The following is a 16,046-nucleotide window of genomic DNA, read 5'->3' on the forward strand; positions in this document are numbered from 1 at the left end:
GAAGGCTCCCTTTTTTCTATATTTTATAAGTCCAAAAGCGCTCTTTATACATTCTTGCCAGTACTTCCGGATCCTGATTTTTAATGCTTTCTTCCATGTTCGCTGCCATCAGCTGTGTCTGGGAGGCGTGCGCCTTAATGGCTGCGATTTTCCGGTCGATAACCGCACTTACATCATTGACCACATCAGCCTGGCCGATTTCTTCCTCACAGTTATTGGAGAAGGCGACACAGTGAACCTTCGGACGCTTGTCAGCAGGCAGGTCTTTTACCGCACGGATGACAGCAGCTCCTGTCGCGTCATGGTCCGGGTGCACAGCATACCCCGGGTAGAACGTGATGACAAGGGAAGGGTTCGTCTCGCCGATGATGGCTCCGAGCCTGTTTGCAAGCATTTCCTCATCTTCAAATTCGACAGTTTTATCCCGGTACCCAAGCATCCTTAAATCCTGGATGCCCAAAACCCTGGCTGCTTCCTCCAGCTCTTCTTTGCGGATTTTCGGCAGGGTTTCTCTGGTGGCGAAAGGGGGATTTCCCATATTGCGCCCCATTTCTCCAAGCGTCAGGCATGCGTAGGTGACGGGTGTGCCATTATCGATATGTAAGGAAATCGTTCCTGATACGCCAAATGCTTCATCATCCGGATGAGGGAAGATGACGAGTACATGTCTTTCCTTTTCCATCATGGTCGTGCTCCTTTCCTTTCATGTCCTCTTATTCAAAAGGAGTTTCACTAATTTGCAGGGCGACTGCCAGCTTGCCGCTGAAATCATGGCCGGCTAAAAGGAGCCTGTTCTCTTCATCCACTTCAAAGTGGGTAATTCCTTCAGCATACACCCAGCCAAAATTCATTTTCAATCCAACCCGGTAAGGGCCCTTGCCGGTGACCTTTCCATGTTCATAAACCAATTGGGCATTGCGGATATAGGCGCCTGAAGAAAAGAAGGTTTCATCAAAATGGGAAGCGTATGCCCCGTTTGTTGTTTCCAGATGAATAAAGACCTCTTTCCCGGCAAGACGGTCGATCTCTTTTTGCACATGTTCCATTACTGCTGGTTCCATTTAATAGTCCCCCTTTCATATTATCTTTCTGTTTATCTTACTAAAAAAGGGAATGAAAAGCGAAAAAGTAATCTCATCGTGGACCGCTAAATTAATATCGCGGGAATTTATTTTTATCTGCTAAACCGCCCATAGCCAAAAGAACAGAGCCCATCCGGACTCTGTTCCCCTCATTTTTATTCTGATTCAGTACGGCCTGCGCCATATTTGCGGTATGCACCCGGCATGGTCGGGCCCACATATTCATTTAATTGGAAGCCATGGTTGATGGCCGCAGTAATGAAGTCCTTCGCTGTTTGAACGGCTTCTTTGACAGGCTTGCCTTTTGCAATTTCTGCTGTGATGGCAGAAGAGTAGGTGCAGCCGGCGCCATGAGTGTAAGTCGTTTCAACGCGTTCGCTCTCATAAAGAGTGAACTCTTGTCCATCATATAGAAGGTCGACGGCTTTTTCGTGCTGAAGCTTGCTGCCGCCCTTGATTAATACATATTTAGCGCCAAGTTCATGAATTTTAACAGCTGCTTCCTTCATGTCTTCAACCGTCTTGATCGGACCGGTTTTAGCCAGCTGCCATGCTTCAAACAGGTTTGGTGTGACCACTGTTGCAAGCGGGACAAGCAAATCTCTTAATGCTTCGTTCAATTCAGGATGAATCGGCTCATCTTCGCCTTTGCAGACCATAACCGGATCGATGACTACGTGATCCAGGCTGTTTTCCTTAATAGTCTTTGCGGCAATTTTGATCACTTCTTCAGAACCGAGCATGCCTGTTTTCATTGCATCGATTCCTGTCGAGATAATCGTTTCGATCTGTGTTTCCAGAATATCTGTAGAAATCGGGAACACGTTGTGGCTCCAGTTATTTTTAGGGTCCATCGTCACGATCGTAGTCAGCGCAGTCATTCCGTAAACGCCAAGCTCCTGGAATGTCTTAAGATCAGCCTGGATGCCGGCGCCGCCGCTCGTATCCGAACCTGCGATGGTCATTACTTTTTTCATTGTCATATGCCTAATTCCTCCTTGCTGATATCTTTTACTAATTATAACAATAAGTGAAAAAGGGAAAAACTATAACGAATCGATTAGATGATTTCTCAGCATTAAGTTGTCCGCTATTGTTTTCAAAAATACAAAAGAGATCAATGAAACAAAAAAGGAGCTATTCCTCAAAGAAGAATAACTCCAGGCCAGTCTTTTAATTTACAACTTCTACATCGCTTTTCTTCACGAATCCTAAACGATGGTTGTAAAAAATCTGATAGTATTCATCATTTCCTTTTACAACCTTATTCGTAGCCGGATCATTATAATACTTTGCATGATAGTAATCGGACTGAATTGGTGCTGTTGCTGTATAGATTTGGCCAGCCGGCATCTGGTATAGAACCTGTGCTTTTCCTCTTGCCCATTCTGCAATTCCGGCCTCATCGTAAGCTGCGTCGTCCGGATAGGCAGCACCATATACAGGAATGGAATCAAGCCCTTCTTTTGGCGTGATGAGAGTCCCGCTGCCTGGGACGCTATTTTTATTGTTCGGATTATAGAACCAGGCTGTTTGGCCGCTGTAGTAAATAGCTGTCCAATCGCCTTCCTGACCGGCTTTATAGAAACTCTGTCCAATCGCAGCTTTATTGCCCCAGTCATTAATATTTTTTGTGCTGGTGCCGCCAGGATGAAGCAGGGGATCACTGACCAATGGTGCCTCAAAGCTTGGTTCGCTGTATAAATGAATCAGGCTTGAAGACTCAGGCTCCTGTTTAATTCCTCTGTACGTAAAGTCTGGCTTATTTGTATTGAAATTTGGGCGGATTGTGACGATATTACTGTCTTTGTCTCCTCTGCTTGGATTAATGGAAGCTCCAAGAAGGTCGAAAAAGTGTCCCCAATCCCAATAAGCGCCCGGATCCCAGTGCATGCTCTTATGTTTTGCTGTTGTTAAGCCAGGTATCTCATCATGGCCGATAATGTGCTGTCTGTCCAAAGGGATGTTGAATCGGTCTGAAAGGTATCTTACAAGCTTTGCAGTAGAGCGGTACATTTGCTCACTGTACCAGTCTGCTCCTTCTGCAGCATACCCTTCATGCTCCAATCCGATTGAATGCATATTAAAATACCAGTTTCCTGCATGCCATGGCACATCTTCAGGACGGACCATCTGGGTGATTTTTCCGGTCTCTGAATCTATGACATAGTGTGCACTAACGTAGGATGGATTCTGGAAGTGGCTGATGGCGGATTCTGCCGTGCCCTCAATATCATGGATAATAATATAGCGAATATCTAAATCGTCCTTTGGCCGATTGGCGATATCGTAGTTGCCGTAATTACTTGTGCTGCTTGAAAATTGCTTATAAGCAGCAGGAATGAAAGTGCAATCAAGGCCATTGGGACAGTCGGTATTTGTGTATTTGGTGTTGCGAAGAGGGATAGTGCCAGCTGTAGTCTTATTTGGTGTAATTTCCTTGGCGTTTAATACGACTCTTTGTCCATCAAGGTTTTTTCTGGCAGCACCTTGCTGAATGGTCTCAAAGACTTGATCTGCAAAGTCCTTAGCAATGGCTTCCTGGTCTGTTCCGCTGTATTTAACGACGGCACCGTACCAATCTGCTGCATCGGAAGGAAGTTCCCCTGTCGTTTGGCGTGCAAACTCTGCTAATAAAGCTGCACCGCCCCGGATATTTTGTTCAGGGTCTTTTTTTAAGATTTCCGGATCTTCATTTAGAAGGTTTGCGGCTGTTTTAAGCGTGCTATTCTCGCTATCCGAAACCGCAATGATTCCGTCGTCATGCTTGCCCCTGGCGCTCATGTCGGCTGGCAAATCTGCCAGGTTCATAATGCCATAGCCTCCGACCTCGCTTTGGCCTTCATGATGCTCCCAGCGTGACTGGTTATAAGCGACGGCGAGAAGGACAGATTCAGGTACTTCAAATTCCTTCGCCGCTTTTTCAAATGCCTTTTGCAAGTGGTGCGATTCTATGCTGTTTTCTGTTGAGGCTGCGGAAGTTACGCTTGGTGTAAAGTCAGCGGGGATAGCCAAAAGGCTTGCGGTTAAGGAGAACGTTAAAATGACGGATGATAGCTTTTTAAATCTCAATGTATTCCCTCCCGTATATAGAGATATATGAAGTTCTTTCTAATAGCTGAAGGATTATACCTGCACATTACATGTTAAATGATTCCATCGGTTTATAGGATTTTCTAAAAAAAGGTAATTGGTAGCAGAATGGAGATAGGGAGAAAGTAGGGGGGATTCAAAGCGATCCGCACAACCGGCAGGCCTTTTTCAAAGAAACACATTGGATTAGATGGTAAAATAAAACGATAAGGATAGTACGTCGCTGTTCCACATCACACAAAGTCAGGTGAAGGAAATGAGTACAACAGGCATTATTTTGGCAGGAGGGCATTCGAGCCGTATGGGGGAGAATAAGGCTCTGCTAAAAATACAGGGAAAAACAGTGATTGAACGCATCGCCGATTCATTGGCTTCTTATACATCCCAGATGATCGTCGTTGCGAATAAACAGGATGAATACCGGTTTCTTGGGCTTCCGATAGTCAGTGACAAATGGATAGAAAAAGGTCCGCTTGCAGGAATTCAAGCAGGGCTGTCAGCGTCAACAACCCAAAAAAATCTGATTGTTGCCTGTGATATGCCCTTCATATCCGTGGATTTAGGGAGAATTCTGCTAGAAGAACTAAACAGCCGTCAGGCCGCTGTACCGGAAATGGAAGGCCGCCTTCATCCTCTGTTTGCTGCTTACCGAAAAGATGCTAAAGAAGCAGCTGAACATGCTTTAAGGAATAATCAATTAAGAATCCGTGAGTTTTTAAATGAAATAGACACTGCCATATTAAAGGATGAAGAACTGAAGAAGAGAGGTTTTCTCGCCGAGGATGCCTATTTTTTTAATATGAATCATCCGGATGAGTACCAGCAGGCTCTAAAAATGGCAGCTGAAGAGGAAGGAAAATTATATTAAGCAATCATCCATTTCACTTCCGGCACAGGTTATGTCAAAATGAAACAAATAAGGCTAGAATAGGTTTTTTATATAAATGAGGTGATTCCATGAATTTTGAGATTTCAAAAGATCCGATCAATATTCAAAGTGTGATCGATAAAGTGGTACAGCGCGAAGCAGGAGCGATTACGACTTTCATCGGAACCGTCCGCGAGCTGACTCACGGTAAAAAAACACTGTACTTAATCTATGAAGCATACGAGTCCATGGCTGTGAAAAAACTGGAGCAGATTGGAACCGAGATAAAAGAACGCTGGAACGGGGCGGAAGTGGCGATTACCCACCGCACAGGCAAGCTGGATATTACCGATGTAGCGGTGGTCATTGCCGTTTCCACTCCACATCGTGCCGATTCTTATGAAGCAAACCGCTATGCGATTGAAAGAATTAAAGAAATTGTGCCGATCTGGAAAAAGGAACATTGGGAAGATGGCGAAGAGTGGATCGGCAACCAGCTGGAAACAGTGGCATATCCAAAAGGGAAGCCGGAGGGGGAAGATTTAAATGAATAAAATCATGTTTTTTGCCCATTTGCGGGACCGTGTTGGAGAAGAGTCTGTAGCAAGGGATTTCAGCGGCAAAACCATCGCTGAACTGAAACAGCTGCTTGAGGAAGAATTCGGGCTGAAGCTTGATTCAGTCATGGCAGCTGTGAACGAAGAATTCGCTTCAGATGATGAAGTCATTCAGAATGGAGATACGGTTGCGTTTATCCCTCCAGTCAGCGGCGGGTGATGCAGCTTTTCTTTCATTGAGAGGAGGGGCCCTATTGTCTGAAAGGTATTCACGCCAGACCCTGTTTGCGCCGATTGGAAAAGAGGGACAGGAAAAAATCCGCTCTAAGCATGTGCTGATCATCGGCGCCGGCGCACTTGGTTCTGGAAATGCGGAATTGATGGCGCGTTCCGGGGCCGGCAAACTGACGATTATTGACCGCGATTATGTCGAGGAAAGCAATCTGCAGCGCCAGCAGCTTTTTGCAGAAAGCGATGCCGCGGAAAAAATGCCGAAAGCGGCTGCTGCAGAAAAACGGCTTAAACAGATTAATAGCGAGGTTGAGATCCGCTCGATTATTGGTGATGCTACTCCGGAGAAGCTGGAAGAGCTTGCTGAAGGGGTCGATCTGATTCTCGATTCAACTGACAACTTTGAAACCAGAATGGCTATTAATGATATCTCCCAGAAATATTCTATTCCGTGGATCTATGGAGCCTGTGTCGGCAGCTTTGGCATGAGCATGACCATCCTTCCGGGGAAAACGCCATGCATGAATTGCTTACTGAAAAAAATCCCGATCCAGGGGATGACCTGTGACACCGGCGGGATCATTGCGCCTGCTGTACAAATGGTCGTCGCCCATCAGGCGGCAGAGGCACTGAAAATTCTGGCAGAGGACTGGGAAGCGGTCCGGACTGCCATGGTCAGCTTTGATTTATGGCGAAACCAGTACACAAGCATGAAGGTGTCAAAAGCGAAGGATGAAGGCTGCTTATCCTGCGGAAAAGAACGAACTTATCCTTATCTGCAGGCGGAAAACATGATGAAATCCACCGTTCTCTGTGGAAGGGACACCGTTCAGATCCGCCCTCCGAAAGAACTCGTAATCGAGTTCACGGAAATCGCCCGGCAGCTGAAATCACTCGGCTATCAGGTAAAGGGAAATCCATATCTGCTTTCCGTCGACTTGGAGGAGCAGCGGATGGTCCTTTTTAAAGACGGACGCGCCCTGATCCATGGCACAAAGGATTTAGCGCATGCGAAGTCCATTTACCAGCGGATTATGGGGTAAGCTGAAGATTCAATCAGTGAAGTTGAACTAAAACTAGTGCTTATTTATCATATATAACCCTCTTCCTTTTCTGTAAAATAAATACAAAAGAATAGAGAGGTTACCAATGATTACATTTATGTATTTTATCGGGTATTTATTTGATCAGCTGCTGATTAATTTTATTGGGTTCGTTATGATTCTATACAGTTTTATCATGCCGGTTACGCCATTGTATAAAAACAAGCGTCCTGCCGATCTGATCGTCCATATCAGCCGGATTCTTTTCGCTATCATTCTCCCGTTCCTGAACTTCTTCTACTTTTTATTCAATAGCGGAGATTGGGCGACAGGAAACGGCATGATAGCGCCGGAGCATTTTTATACGTTTATCTGGATTCAGGCAGGGTTGATTGTATTGCCTGAACTCGTATTTTTCCTATTGTCAAAAGTCAATATAACCAGAGTATGGTGGTATGCACTGTACCCGATTCTGCCTATAGGGTTATGGGTTTGGATGTTTTAACGGCACAAAAAAAGCGATGAAAAAAATCATCGCTTTTTTTATATTACTGTCTTGCTACAGCGCCGACCCCCGAGGTGGGGGGTGAGCAAGGCGCCGCCGCTTTTCTAATTATTTTGCTTCATCTGTACCCACAATAACTAACTTGCCTTCATCCAATACTTTTTCATATTGTTCTGCTTCTACTGTTGTTAACCCAACAGATTCAAATTTTGAACGAAGCTCATCTCCGCGCTTTTTGAAGACATTTCCGACAGAGTCGAATAAGCCCTGTTCCTTCATGCCGACTTCGCCTGTATCTGTCGCATCAGAAAGGTGCTCGGAGCGATCCTTGTCATGTGCGAAAAGATAGATGTTTTCCTTATTGAATCCCTGGCTTTGCAGCATTCCAATCGCATCAGTAGCTTGTACACCATTTTCGACAACTTCGATTTTATACATATATAACATCCTCCTTAAAAGATTTAGCAGATTTATTTTTTAGGGCAGCTCTTCCTGCCCGTTCTATATATTACATATCCGCTCAGAGATTTTTTAAACATGTATGCAAGAATGCTAGATTATGGCATGATAGCCATTGGGTATGAGAGTAACAGTTCAAACAAGAGGAGGGAGAGATGGCAAATGAAGCGTATCTTAAGAAATGACTGGCAGGAAATTTTGGCTGAGGAGTTCGGGAAACCCTATTATCTTCATCTTCGTGAATTTTTGAAAAAAGAATATGAGGAGCAGACCATTTATCCGAAGCAGGAGGATATATTCAATGCACTCCAATATACGGCTTATAAAGATGTAAAGGCAGTGATATTGGGGCAGGATCCTTATCATGGACCGGGGCAGGCACATGGATTAAGCTTTTCGGTTCAGCCTGATGTAAAGCTGCCTCCTTCACTGAAAAATATATTCAAGGAAATGCAGGAGGATCTGGGCTTCAATGTGCCAGATAATGGCTATTTAATAAAATGGGCTCAGGAAGGGGTACTGCTCCTGAATACCGTTCTGACCGTCCGCAAAGGGCAGGCGCATTCGCATAAGGGGCAAGGATGGGAAACGTTCACCGACACGGTTATCCAAAAATTGAATGAGCGGGGACAGCCCATTGTTTTTATCTTATGGGGAAAACCGGCACAGGAAAAAGAAGTGCTGATTGATGCTTCCAGACACTTTATCATAAAATCTCCTCATCCCAGCCCGTTTTCGGCCAGAAAAGGTTTTTTTGGGAGCAGGCCATTTTCAAAGACGAATGAGATCTTAAAGAAGCTTGGAGAGGAGCCGATTGACTGGCAGATTCCTAATCTCTGATTCGTTTCGCCATGTTTCACGTGAAACATACCGTTTTTTGCAGGAAGTGCTCGAAATATGCTCTGTGCATAAAGGAGAAATGAAATGAGTTCACAGAAAATCGATTGTTTTAAGTGTAAATATTTCTATGTGACCTGGGATCGGAACCATCCAAAAGGCTGCAGGGCGTTTCAGTTTAAAACAAGGCAGCTGCCCTCTCTCGAAGTTTTCCGGGCATCCGGCCATCCCTGTTTGCGTTTTGAAAAGAAAACCTGATAAACTTTATATGCCGGTCATTCTGGCCGTTTTTAGGCAGGCAGTTTCCCTCCCGGAATGCGGGGGATGGACAAGCATTGCTTTTTTATAGAAAGAGGTGTAGAGGTTGAATATCTCTGTTCAGAAGCTATTAGGAAAGATGGAAAAGGAATTGCTGGAAGCGAAAAGCAGCTCTTCCGACGCCAGAATCAGAGAAAGAGTGCAGGCGATCAAGTCGTTATGCGAGCTGGTTTTGGATGAGTCGGATGCAGGAAGTGCGGCTGCTGTTTCGACTATTAGCCATACATACAATGCGCCGCCAGCAGCTCAGCCGGCGAATCTGCAGCCAAAGAAAATGCAGATGGATGATGAGGCGAACGGCGATTCATTGTTCGATTTTTAATAAGGCTGTTTTCGCAAAGTTTTTTGCTATTTATATTATATTTACTGAGTTGATTGGAGTGGAAGGTGCGAGACTCCTGCGGGAGTAGCGGGACAGGTGAGACCCCGCAGACGCAGAGCGTCGAGGAGGCTCACCGCCCGCCCCGCGGTTCGCTGAGCAGCCTGGAGCGGAAATCAACGGACAACATTGATAAGCGAAAAACAACAATTTATTCGAAAAGAGCCTTTAATAAAGAGATAAGAGGTGCAGGGGACTATGAAGCTATTTATTATCATTGGGGCAATTAATGCCTTTTTATCAGTCGCATTAGGGGCTTTCGGAGCTCATGGACTTGAAGGAAGAGTGGAGCCGAAGTATTTAGAGACATGGCAAACAGGTGTAACCTACCAGATGTTCCATGCAACAGGCCTTTTAATCATTGGCGTTCTTCTTGGCAAGCTGCCGGCATCATCTTTATTATCGTGGTCAGGCTGGCTGATGGTAATCGGCATCATCCTGTTCTCAGGAAGCTTATATGTGCTGACTTTAACGAAAATCAGCGTGCTTGGTGCCATCACACCGCTTGGAGGAGTCTCATTCCTTGCGGCTTGGGTGCTTGTGATCATTGCGGCAGTCAAATATTTATAAAAGGAAAGGAGCTTTGACTTGGGGTCAAAGCTCCTTTTTGTTGCGGAAGATGGCAATGTCCTGACGTTTTCAGCCGCCAGAAGCAAAGCATTTCCTGTTATCTCGGCGAATACTGCGACATTCCCTGTCCTCCGCCAAATGGATATTCATATTCGATCTCTTCATCAAACGTCACATAGTCTAAGTAGATCATCGGAAGGAGGATGCGCTGGCCTGTTTGAGGATCGCTCAGAATCAAGTGATCACGTCCGGCCGCCTCAATGAGGCCTTTGAATATTTTGGCGTTCCATTCCGTGTTGTTCTCAAATGTGGCATATACAGTCGCAAGTTTTCCTTTGTTCAGGCGAAGAATGTTTTCGATATAGGATTGTTCAAGCGGAAGCATTCCCGGAACAGATGGAGAAGCTGTCATGCCGCCCATTCCGCCGCCAGCGCCTGCTGCACCTGGAAACATTCCGCCCGAGCTCGCACCTGGCATGGCTCCGCCTGTCTGTGCCGGCTGAAACTGCGGCTGGGCCTGAAAGTTCTGCGGCATTTGAGTGCCGTCGCTATAACGCTGCTGGTAACCATAATAAGGGTATTGACCATAATTTGATTGACTCAATTTAGTCCCTCCTAAGTATTAAAATCAGCATGTTCTATCCGCGTATTTGAGAGTAGACTGCCGGACAGTCCTGCGGGTTGAATTTAAAATAGAAACTCACTATTTCATTACTATGTAGGGGCATGTTTTTTTATAACCGGAAGAAAAAGAAAAACTCCCAGCCGAAGCCGGGAGCTTTCATCCTTATATGTGAAGGAACTGTTCTACTTTGTCCTCTGCGAGGATGTTTCCAACGAAGAAAGAGCCGAATTCGCCGTAGCGGGCACTTACTTCATCAAAGCGCATTTCATATACAAGCTTTTTAAATTGAAGAACATCGTCAGAGAAAAGGGTAACGCCCCATTCGTAATCATCGAAGCCGACAGAGCCTGTGATGATCTGTTTTACCTTGCCTGCATACTGGCGGCCGATCATGCCGTGGCTGCGCATCATATTGCGGCGGTCTTCCATCGGAAGCATGTACCAGTTGTCATTGCCCTGGCGGCGCTTGTCCATCGGATAGAAGCAGACATGCTTCGCTTTTGGAAGCTCAGGGTAAAGGCGAGCCAGGATCTGCGGATTCTGGTATGGATCTTCTCCTGCCGGCAGATAGTTGCTCAGCTCGACAACAGACACATATGAATGAACCGGAACCGTGAATTCAGCTAATTTTGATTTGTTGAATTCGTTTTCAATTTCATTCAGCTCTTCCATAGTAGGCCTTAAGATCATCATCATAAAATCAGCTTTTTGGCCGACAATTGTATAAAGGGCATGACTGCCGTTTTTCTCGCTTTGTGTTGTGTTCCACTTGTCCACTAGGGCCATAAATTCGTGGATCGCTGCCTGGCGCTCTTCGCTGGGTACCATTTTCCAAGTTGTCCAATCAACTGTGCGGAAGTCATGTAAACAATACCAGCCATCAAGCGTTACTGCTGCTTCACTCATTATAATCACTCCTAATATGTACTGAAATTCTCATCCCTACTATACCATAGTTTCTCCAATTAACATGTGTACAAAACTTGAAATGTTGGAATTCCTGCTGGTGACAGGTACCTATACCAGTTCGCCTAACTGGTATAGGTACCTGTCACCACCATTAAAACCCGTTTACAAAGAGTGCATTATGGATATCTTAAAAAAGGTATGAAGCTGCGCCAGCAGAAGGTTATTTATTATTGGAAATTTACCGAAAACAAAAACATTTTAGTTGGAAACGCTATCAGCGGGTGAACTCCTTGAAATTCTTAGGATGAAGAGTATTCTAAGGGAGTATATAGGAGAAATTCTATTAATTTGAACGGAAAAAATTATGGCCGTAGGAGGAATTTGCATGAGTGACTTATTCACAGTATTGAAAGAAAAAGTAACAGGGCAGAATTTACGAATCGTTTTTCCGGAAGGACAGGATGAGCGTATTTTAGCGGCTGCCGGAAGATTGGCTGCGGAAAAAATCATCACTCCGATCCTGATTGGAAACATCGCCGAAATTGAAGCGAAAGCAAAAGACATGGATATCAGCCTGGATTTAGCTGAGATTTATGACCCAAGCAGCTTTTTAATGATGGATGAGCTTGTGGCTGCATTTGTTGAAAGACGCAAAGGAAAAGCGACAGAAGAAGATGCACGCCGGATCCTTCTGGATGAAAACTATTTCGGTACTATGCTTGTCTATGCGAACAAAGCAGATGGCCTGGTGAGCGGTGCAGCGCATTCGACAGCTGATACGGTGCGCCCGGCACTTCAAATTATTAAAACGAAAGAAGGCGTGCGCAAAACATCAGGTGTCTTCATCATGGTCCGTGACGATGAGAGATATGTTTTCGCCGACTGTGCCATCAACATCTCGCCTGACAGTCAGGACCTGGCGGAAATTGCGATTGAAAGCGCCAAGACAGCCAGAATGTTCGATATCGAACCGCGTGTAGCAATGCTTAGCTTCTCGACAAAGGGCTCAGCCAAGTCTTCGGAAACGGATAAGGTTTCGGCAGCACTTGAAGCAGCTAAGATTCGTGATCCGCTATTGATCATCGATGGGGAATTCCAATTTGATGCGGCATTTGTTCCATCTGTAGCTGAGAAAAAAGCTCCGGATTCACCAATCCAGGGTGATGCGAATGTATTTGTATTCCCTAGCCTGGAAGCCGGCAACATCGGCTACAAAATTGCCCAGCGCCTTGGAAACTTCGAAGCAGTGGGGCCAATCCTTCAAGGCCTGAACCGCCCGGTTAATGATCTGTCCCGCGGCTGCAACGAGGAAGATGTCTATAAGCTTGCTTTAATTACAGCAGCTCAGGCCTTAAATCAATAATACAGCATTTGAGAAGCCGGTCCCTTGTGACTGGCTTTTTTGCTATAATGTATCTGGATATGGCCATTGGCCGGTAAAGGTTCGAATATGGCCGATAAAAATGATCATTAAACGATAAAGCTGCAGTTTAGGCCATTAATCTAATTGATACTGCGATTACAATAGATAAATTCTGCCGGTTACCTGATATTATCGGCAAAAGGGGATCAAATAAAGATGAATTCGCAACAAGATTTGCTTTTTCAGGAAGAATGGCGGGTCATTGACCAGTCTGCTGCGGGAATCCACTTAAATGCCCTGCACTCATTTGGAATGGATGATACGCTCTGTGCTTCTGTCGGCGCCGGCGCGGCGCCTGCCACTGCGAGGACATGGGTGCATCATAATACAATCGTGCTTGGCATACAGGATACGAAGCTTCCTTTTCTGAATGAAGGCATTCACTTTCTAAGAAGCCAGGGGTTTGAAGTGATCGTCCGAAACTCCGGCGGCCTGGCAGTTGTCCTGGATCAGGGGGTCCTGAATATTTCGCTGATTTTTCCTGAAAGGGAAAAGGGAATTGATATCAACCGCGGCTATGATGCGATGTGGCTCCTCATTCAGGAAATGTTTTCCGATTTTCATAAGGAAATAGAAGCCCGTGAAATTGTCGGCTCCTATTGCCCGGGAAGCTATGATTTAAGCATCGGGGGACAGAAGTTTGCAGGCATCTCGCAGAGGCGCCTCCGCAATGGCGTGGCTGTGCAAATCTATCTGTGTGTGGATGGCAGCGGAAGTGAGCGGGCCGATCTGATTGGCAAATTCTATTCTCTTGCTAAAAAAGAGGAACTGACGAAATTCGAATACCCTGAAATTCAGCCAGCTGTCATGGCATCACTGTCGGAATTGCTGGGGACAGAGCTGACGGTTCAGGATGTAATGCTCCGCTTTCTCCAGGCCTTGAAAAAGAAATCCGGCCGCCTTTATGCAGGGCAGCTGGCAAATGAGGAAGCAGGCCTGTTTGAGGGCTATTATCGACGTGTGATTGAGCGGAATGAGAAGGTGCTTGGCAGCGAATAAATAAAAGAAGAGCCGCAAGACTCCAGGTCTGCGGCCCTCCTTGAAAGGCATTGCTGCCAGCTTCTCCTGCTCCGGATGCCGGGAAAATTTTGAACTCTGATAACTGTCTAGCTCCAGCGCCTACCCCCTCGAGGTCATAAGCCTGTCTAGTTTCGGCTCCTAGGGACTCGGGGTCATAAGGCGGTTCCTTTCAGAAGGAAAAACCCCTTCTTACAGGAACCGCCTTATGCCTGTCGTCCCTGAGCAGTCTCCTCCACTTTTCGAGCAATCCTCCCAGCAAGGCAAAGAACGCCTTACCGTGAGGCTCGTCTTATGCTTGAGGCCCACAGGACAAGGAAGGCTCCGTCAGCATAAACATCGCACGACCAAAAGCGACAGCTTTTGGGAGGATGTGGGTCATGCAGGCGTTGCCACAGGACGTGGCGTACTTAGTCTGCGTTCCTTCGTGAGCAAGGCGCTTCCGCTTTTCCTTATTCCGCGACTCTCTCCAAATTGCCGTTGCGGTCCATTTTAAACTTGGATGCCGGCCTTTCTTCTTCATCAAACAGAACAAAATTGCGGGCTCTGTTCATAATTTTCATCAGTGTCTCGTAATCTTCCTGAATGGTTACGGTATTCTGCTCCAGCTTGCCGATTTTACTCTCAAGCTCTTCATTTTGGCTTCTGAGATCTGCATTTTCGCGCTTCAATCTTTCATTCTCATTCTTTAGTATATCAACCTGAATACCCGAATGATTCAATGTTTGCAAGTATGCGATAACGGTATCCATATCCAGCTGTGCAGGTGCCGTGTAAACCGGCTCTGAATAGGTGTAGGATGGGGCTGATTCTGTCTGCACAATCGCTTCATCCTCTGTGCGCTCCTCGTAAAAATCTGCCGGTGACGGCGGTACGATGGCATTTGTCTGAACTGGCGCTGCTGAGACCTCCTGCATCGTCGGAACCGGCGGAGAGTATAAGAGTTTCTTTTTGCCGCCCTGATCCTTTCCTAGCATTCTTTGTCTCTGCTTGCGCTGTTTTTTGGCCAGCCCAAGCGCTTTTTCATATTGATGCCTCACCACAGCGTTCCAGCGGAATCCGCATGCCGCTGAGGTGCGGTTCAGCTTGTCTCCGACTTCCTCAAATGCGTTTAACTGAGTGCTGCCTTCCCTCACATGCCGTAAAACGGTCTCTGCCAGCAATAAATCGTTTTCATCTGTCCAAGCGTCCTGACGTATTTTCATATAACCTCAACTCCCTAATTATTACTTTTTGCTGTTGCCTTAGTTAAAGGATGGACAAACCTGGCAGGTTTTATACAAAGGTGATTAAAAGGATAGTAGATTATTTTAAAAATTTTTATTTTCGCTAGATACGTATGGCAGTTTTGTGAAGTTTACTAAGATTCACCACCCAAGTTAATGATTACAGCTTGCAATGAAAGTCGATTAGTTTTAAAATAGCCTGTAGCAGTTGGGCAGGGCAGTCCATTAGTTTGAATAGGAATGCCGTGCAGCGGACATGCTTTAACGAAGAAGATACTTAGGCGCAAAAAGCGCCGGGACTATATAAAAGATTGACCGCAGAAAGGGTTGTACTAAGATGGCAAACGAATTCCGTGTTTGCGACGATTGTCAGGCAGTAAATCTGAAGACATTGGTACCGCGATTAAAAGAAATAGATCCAGAAGCAAAAATTGATGTCGGCTGCCAGTCCTATTGCGGACCAGGCCGCAAAAAAACATTTGCTTTCGTCAATAACCGTCCCCTTGCCGCACTGACGGAAGAGGAATTGATGGAGAAAATTAATAAAAAGCTGAAATAAGAAAAGCGTAAGGCGCCCGCCTATCGGCGACAAGCTTATGACCTCGAGCCGATGGCGCCTGGAGCTGGACAGTTATCGACGTTCAAAATTTTATACATAGTCGTAAATAAAGATCACCCTGACTCCTGTCCTGAGGTGATTTTATTTTTTGCCTGAGTTTATGATTTAGCCGTGATTGGTAAATAGACTTAGGAGGCAATATTGTTTTTAGAAAAGTCGAAAAATATTTCTTGGCCAGATGATTGCTGTATCGCGGTTTCTGTCGAACTGCCATGAAAAACGGTGAATTTTGTGATGAATTGACACCCTAATCGGGATATAATAGGTATACGCCAGAAATTGGGA

Annotated in this window: 19 protein-coding genes; 11 read left to right on the forward strand and 8 right to left on the reverse strand. The window is 45.7% G+C overall.

Annotated elements, in window-relative coordinates; translation table 11 throughout:
* Positions 1-16: 16 nt before the first annotated feature.
* The 4 genes from bshB2 to LLY41_RS01690 form a co-directional block, all read right to left on the reverse strand.
* Positions 17-682, reverse strand: a complete 666-nt coding sequence (gene bshB2, locus LLY41_RS01675; protein ID WP_179288954.1) for a bacillithiol biosynthesis deacetylase BshB2 — start codon at positions 680-682, stop codon at positions 17-19.
* 31 nt (positions 683-713) lie between these two features.
* Positions 714-1,061, reverse strand: a complete 348-nt coding sequence (locus tag LLY41_RS01680; RefSeq protein ID WP_076257016.1) for a YojF family protein — start codon at positions 1,059-1,061, stop codon at positions 714-716.
* Between the two features lie 176 nt (positions 1,062-1,237).
* Positions 1,238-2,065, reverse strand: a complete 828-nt coding sequence (gene pdxK / locus LLY41_RS01685) for a pyridoxine/pyridoxal/pyridoxamine kinase (RefSeq protein ID WP_095243171.1) — start codon at positions 2,063-2,065, stop codon at positions 1,238-1,240.
* Between the two features lie 190 nt (positions 2,066-2,255).
* Positions 2,256-4,154, reverse strand: coding sequence for an N-acetylmuramoyl-L-alanine amidase (locus tag LLY41_RS01690; RefSeq protein ID WP_304586746.1), 1,899 nt, complete (start codon positions 4,152-4,154; stop codon positions 2,256-2,258).
* Between the two features lie 277 nt (positions 4,155-4,431).
* Between LLY41_RS01690 and mobA the strand changes: the two genes are divergently transcribed.
* From mobA to LLY41_RS01715, 5 genes are all read left to right on the forward strand, one after another.
* Positions 4,432-5,043 carry a molybdenum cofactor guanylyltransferase gene (mobA, locus tag LLY41_RS01695; protein WP_304586747.1) on the forward strand — a complete coding sequence of 204 codons (612 nt, stop codon included), beginning with the start codon at positions 4,432-4,434 and terminating at the stop codon, positions 5,041-5,043.
* A gap of 89 nt (positions 5,044-5,132) precedes the next feature.
* A complete protein-coding gene (locus tag LLY41_RS01700) occupies positions 5,133-5,597 on the forward strand; it encodes a molybdenum cofactor biosynthesis protein MoaE (RefSeq protein WP_251172036.1) in 465 nt (154 codons plus the stop codon).
* A complete protein-coding gene (gene moaD / locus LLY41_RS01705; protein WP_304586748.1) occupies positions 5,590-5,820 on the forward strand; it encodes a molybdopterin converting factor subunit 1 in 231 nt (76 codons plus the stop codon). The genes LLY41_RS01700 and moaD overlap by 8 nt, the downstream gene beginning before the upstream one ends.
* Positions 5,821-5,854: 34 nt before the next feature.
* Positions 5,855-6,874, forward strand: coding sequence for a thiazole biosynthesis adenylyltransferase ThiF (locus LLY41_RS01710; RefSeq protein ID WP_304586749.1), 1,020 nt, complete (start codon positions 5,855-5,857; stop codon positions 6,872-6,874).
* A 106-nt stretch (positions 6,875-6,980) separates the two neighbouring features.
* Complete coding sequence (locus LLY41_RS01715; protein WP_095243176.1) at positions 6,981-7,379, forward strand: hypothetical protein; 399 nt, start codon at positions 6,981-6,983, stop codon at positions 7,377-7,379.
* A gap of 108 nt (positions 7,380-7,487) precedes the next feature.
* Here the strand turns inward: LLY41_RS01715 and LLY41_RS01720 are convergent, their stop codons facing one another.
* On the reverse strand, positions 7,488-7,817 hold the full coding sequence (locus LLY41_RS01720; protein WP_304586750.1) for a YflT domain-containing protein: 330 nt from the start codon (positions 7,815-7,817) through the stop codon (positions 7,488-7,490).
* 183 nt (positions 7,818-8,000) lie between these two features.
* Here LLY41_RS01720 and LLY41_RS01725 point away from each other — a divergent pair, with 183 nt between their 5' ends.
* The 3 genes from LLY41_RS01725 (at position 8,001) to LLY41_RS01740 (ending at position 9,942) form a co-directional block, all read left to right on the forward strand.
* Positions 8,001-8,678: a uracil-DNA glycosylase gene (locus tag LLY41_RS01725; protein ID WP_095243177.1), complete on the forward strand. Its 678-nt coding sequence runs from the start codon at positions 8,001-8,003 to the stop codon at positions 8,676-8,678.
* Between the two features lie 361 nt (positions 8,679-9,039).
* The gene (locus LLY41_RS01735; protein ID WP_095243178.1) at positions 9,040-9,315 is read left to right on the forward strand and encodes a YwdI family protein; all 276 of its coding nucleotides are present in this window, start codon (positions 9,040-9,042) and stop codon (positions 9,313-9,315) included.
* A 255-nt stretch (positions 9,316-9,570) separates the two neighbouring features.
* Positions 9,571-9,942 (forward strand): DUF423 domain-containing protein, encoded by a 372-nt coding sequence (locus LLY41_RS01740; RefSeq protein WP_095243179.1) that lies wholly within the window; start codon positions 9,571-9,573, stop codon positions 9,940-9,942.
* A 97-nt stretch (positions 9,943-10,039) separates the two neighbouring features.
* On the opposite strand, the gene gerQ is transcribed toward LLY41_RS01740, so the two are convergent.
* Together gerQ and hemQ are read right to left on the reverse strand one after the other, a co-directional pair.
* Positions 10,040-10,477, reverse strand: a complete 438-nt coding sequence (gene gerQ, locus LLY41_RS01745; protein ID WP_370460309.1) for a spore coat protein GerQ — start codon at positions 10,475-10,477, stop codon at positions 10,040-10,042.
* A 252-nt stretch (positions 10,478-10,729) separates the two neighbouring features.
* Positions 10,730-11,473: a hydrogen peroxide-dependent heme synthase gene (gene hemQ / locus LLY41_RS01750; protein ID WP_095243181.1), complete on the reverse strand. Its 744-nt coding sequence runs from the start codon at positions 11,471-11,473 to the stop codon at positions 10,730-10,732.
* Positions 11,474-11,861: 388 nt separating this feature from the next.
* On the opposite strand from hemQ, the gene pta reads away from it, so the two are divergent.
* Entirely contained in the window at positions 11,862-12,839 is a 978-nt protein-coding gene (gene pta, locus LLY41_RS01755) for a phosphate acetyltransferase (protein ID WP_095243182.1), read from the forward strand.
* A 216-nt stretch (positions 12,840-13,055) separates the two neighbouring features.
* Positions 13,056-13,898 (forward strand): octanoyl-[GcvH]:protein N-octanoyltransferase, encoded by an 843-nt coding sequence (locus LLY41_RS01760; RefSeq protein ID WP_095243183.1) that lies wholly within the window; start codon positions 13,056-13,058, stop codon positions 13,896-13,898.
* 470 nt (positions 13,899-14,368) lie between these two features.
* Here the strand turns inward: LLY41_RS01760 and LLY41_RS01765 are convergent, their stop codons facing one another.
* Positions 14,369-15,121 carry an RsfA family transcriptional regulator gene (locus tag LLY41_RS01765; RefSeq protein ID WP_304586751.1) on the reverse strand — a complete coding sequence of 251 codons (753 nt, stop codon included), beginning with the start codon at positions 15,119-15,121 and terminating at the stop codon, positions 14,369-14,371.
* A gap of 358 nt (positions 15,122-15,479) precedes the next feature.
* Here LLY41_RS01765 and LLY41_RS01770 point away from each other — a divergent pair, with 358 nt between their 5' ends.
* Positions 15,480-15,701, forward strand: coding sequence for a YuzB family protein (locus LLY41_RS01770; RefSeq protein ID WP_197206406.1), 222 nt, complete (start codon positions 15,480-15,482; stop codon positions 15,699-15,701).
* Positions 15,702-16,046: the final 345 nt, after the last annotated feature.

It is taken from the genome of Cytobacillus firmus, from assembly GCF_023612095.1.
In the GTDB taxonomy this organism is placed as follows: domain Bacteria; phylum Bacillota; class Bacilli; order Bacillales; family Cytobacillaceae; genus Cytobacillus.